The organism is Stenotrophomonas sp. 05L44_2 (assembly GCF_056665995.1).
The window spans coordinates 1-2,729 of sequence record NZ_JBFTNR010000576.1 but is presented as its reverse complement, the minus strand read 5'-3'; the positions used below and the strand labels follow the sequence as shown (position 1 = coordinate 2,729).

2 protein-coding genes are annotated in these 2,729 nt (G+C 66.7%); both read right to left on the bottom strand.

Features of this window, described 5'->3' with window-relative positions; translation table 11 throughout:
- Window positions 1-965 (bottom strand): LysR substrate-binding domain-containing protein (locus AC1VAN_RS17645; RefSeq protein ID WP_025877947.1); only part of this gene is annotated, 965 nt, incomplete at its 3' end.
- A gap of 80 nt (window positions 966-1,045) precedes the next feature.
- Window positions 1,046-2,638, bottom strand: a complete 1,593-nt coding sequence (gene ahpF / locus AC1VAN_RS17640) for an alkyl hydroperoxide reductase subunit F (RefSeq protein ID WP_480986325.1) — start codon at window positions 2,636-2,638, stop codon at window positions 1,046-1,048.
- Window positions 2,639-2,729 lie beyond the last annotated feature (91 nt).

Here is a 2,729-nt window from a genome sequence, read left to right as displayed (position 1 = left end):
CAGCCGTTCAGCACCGGCGTGGGCGGGGTGGCAGCATCGCCGCTTGGCGGGGCCAGCGCCTCCAGCGTGAACAGCGCATCGGGCAGGCGCTTGAACTGCTCGGCCAGCTCCATCAGGAACTCGTTCATTGCCGAGCTGCGCCGCCAGATCATGGCGATGCGACGGCTGGGACGGCCCTCGCCGACGAAGTCGAGCAGGCGGATGTTGTTCGAGCGTGGCACCGGCGGCTGTACCGACAGGCTGGGCAGCAGGGTGATGCCCACGTCGGCGGCGACCATCTGTCGCAGCGTTTCCAGGCTGGTGGCGCGGAATTCGGATTTTTCGTTGGCGCCGAACAGTCGACAGACTTCCAGCGCCTGGTCACGCAGGCAGTGGCCGTCTTCCAGCAGCAGCAGCTTCTGCGTGGCCAGTTCCTGTACGTCCAGATGCTCGCGCGTGGCCAGCGGGTGGCGGCCGGACACGGCCAGCAGGAACGGTTCCTCGAACAGGAATTCGGCGTGCAGCTGGTCGTCGATCACCGGCAGTGCCAACAGCGCGGCGTCGAGCCTGCCTTCGCGCAGGCGCTCCAGCAGCACATCGCTCTTTTCCTCCACCAGCAGCAGTTCCAGCTCGGGGAAGCGCGTGCGGATGCGCGGAATCACGTGCGGTAGCAGGTATGGGCCGAGGGTGGGGAAGATCCCCAGGCGCACCGTGCCCGCTTCGGGATCGCGGCTGCGTCGCGCCGCTTCTTTCAGCTGCTCCACTTCGGCCACGATCACCCGTGCCCGCGCGGCCGCTTCGTGGCCGGCGGGGGTCAACATCACCTTGCGCGGTGCGCGTTCCACCAGCGGCAGGCCCAGTTCCTCTTCCAGCTTGCGGATCTGGGTCGACAGCGTGGGCTGGCTGACGAAGCAGGAGGCGGCGGCCCGGCCGAAGTGCTTGTGATCGGCCAGGGCCACCAGGTATTTCAGGTCACGCAGGTTCATCCTCAGACCTCTCGGGGTACTGCACCGGCAGGGCGTGCCCAGCCGGTTGATGGTGCTCCCGATGGCCTGGGAACGTTGGATCAGGCCGCTTCGGCCACCGCACCGCTGCTCTTGGGAACCGAGGAGCGGATCAGGTGATCGAAAGCGCTCAGTGCGGCGGTCGAACCGGCGCCCATCGCGATGATGATCTGCTTGTAGGGTACCGTCGTGCAATCGCCCGCGGCGAACACACCCGGCAGATTGGTCTGCCCGCGGTCATCGATGACGATCTCGCCACGCGGCGAAAGGGCCACGGTGTCCTTCAGCCATTCGGTGTTCGGCAGCAGGCCGATCTGCACGAAGATGCCTTCCAGTTCGACGCGATGGGAGTCGCCGCCGACACGGTCCTTGTAGACCAGGCCGGTGACGCGGCTGCCGTCGCCCAGCACTTCGGTGGTCTGCGCGCTGGTCAGCACGGTGACATTGGCCAGGCTGCGCAGCTTCTTCTGCAGCACTTCGTCGGCACGCAGGCTGGAATCGAACTCCAGCAGGGTCACATGCGACACGATGCCGGCCAGATCGATGGCCGCTTCAACGCCGGAATTGCCGCCGCCGATCACCGCCACGCGCTTGCCCTTGAACAGCGGGCCGTCGCAGTGCGGGCAGTACGCCACGCCCTTGTTGCGGTACTGGTCTTCGCCGGGCACGTTCATCTGCCGCCAGCGCGCGCCGGTGGACAGGATCACCGAGCGCGACTTCAACACCGCGCCGTTTTCCAGCTGCACCTGCACCAGGCCGTCTTCGCCGGCGGGCACCAGCGCACTGGCGCGCTGCAGATCCATGATGTCGACCTCGTACTCGCGCACGTGCTGTTCCAGCGCCGTGGCCAGCTTCGGGCCTTCGGTCTCCTTCACCGAAATGAAGTTCTCGATCGCCATGGTGTCCAGCACCTGGCCRCCGAARCGCTCGGCGGCGATGCCGGTACGGATGCCCTTGCGCGCGGCATAGATCGCCGCAGCGGCGCCGGCCGGGCCACCACCGACCACCAGCACGTCGAAGGCGTCCTTGGCGGCGATCTTCTCGGCATCGCGCTTGCTGGCGTTGGTGTCCAGCTTGGCCACGATCTGCTCCAGGGTCATGCGGCCCTGGTCGAACACCGCGCCGTTGAGGTAGACGGTCGGCACCGACATGATCTCGCGCTGCTCGACTTCCTCCTGGAACAGCGCGCCGTCGATGGCCACGTGCTGGATGCGCGGGTTGAGCACCGCGGCCAGGTTCAGTGCCTGCACCACGTCCGGGCAGTTMTGGCAGGACAGCGARWAATAGGTTTCAAACCGGTAGTCGCCTTCCAGGTTCTGCACCTGCTCGATCAGCTCGGCAGTGGCCTTGGACGGATGCCCGCCGACCTGCAGCAGGGCCAGCACCAGCGAAGTGAACTCGTGGCCCATCGGCAGGCCGGCGAAGGTCAGGTGGATGTCCTGGCCCGGCGTCCCCAGGTCGAAGGACGGCACGCGGCCTTGGCCGTCGCGCAGCACCTGCAGCGAGATCTTGTCCGACAGGCTTTCCAGGGTCTGCAGCAGTTCCAGCATCTCCTGCGACTTGGCACCGTCGTCGGCATGCGCGGTGATCTGGATCGGGCGGGTCACGCGCTCCAGATAGGTCTTCAGCTGCGACTGCAGGTTGGCGTCCAACATGGTCTTCTCCTGGCTTCAGGCAAAACGGGGGCGTGGCACCGCTGTAGAAGGTAGCGGACCAGCGAGGGGGTAGGGGTGAACCCAAGAGGGC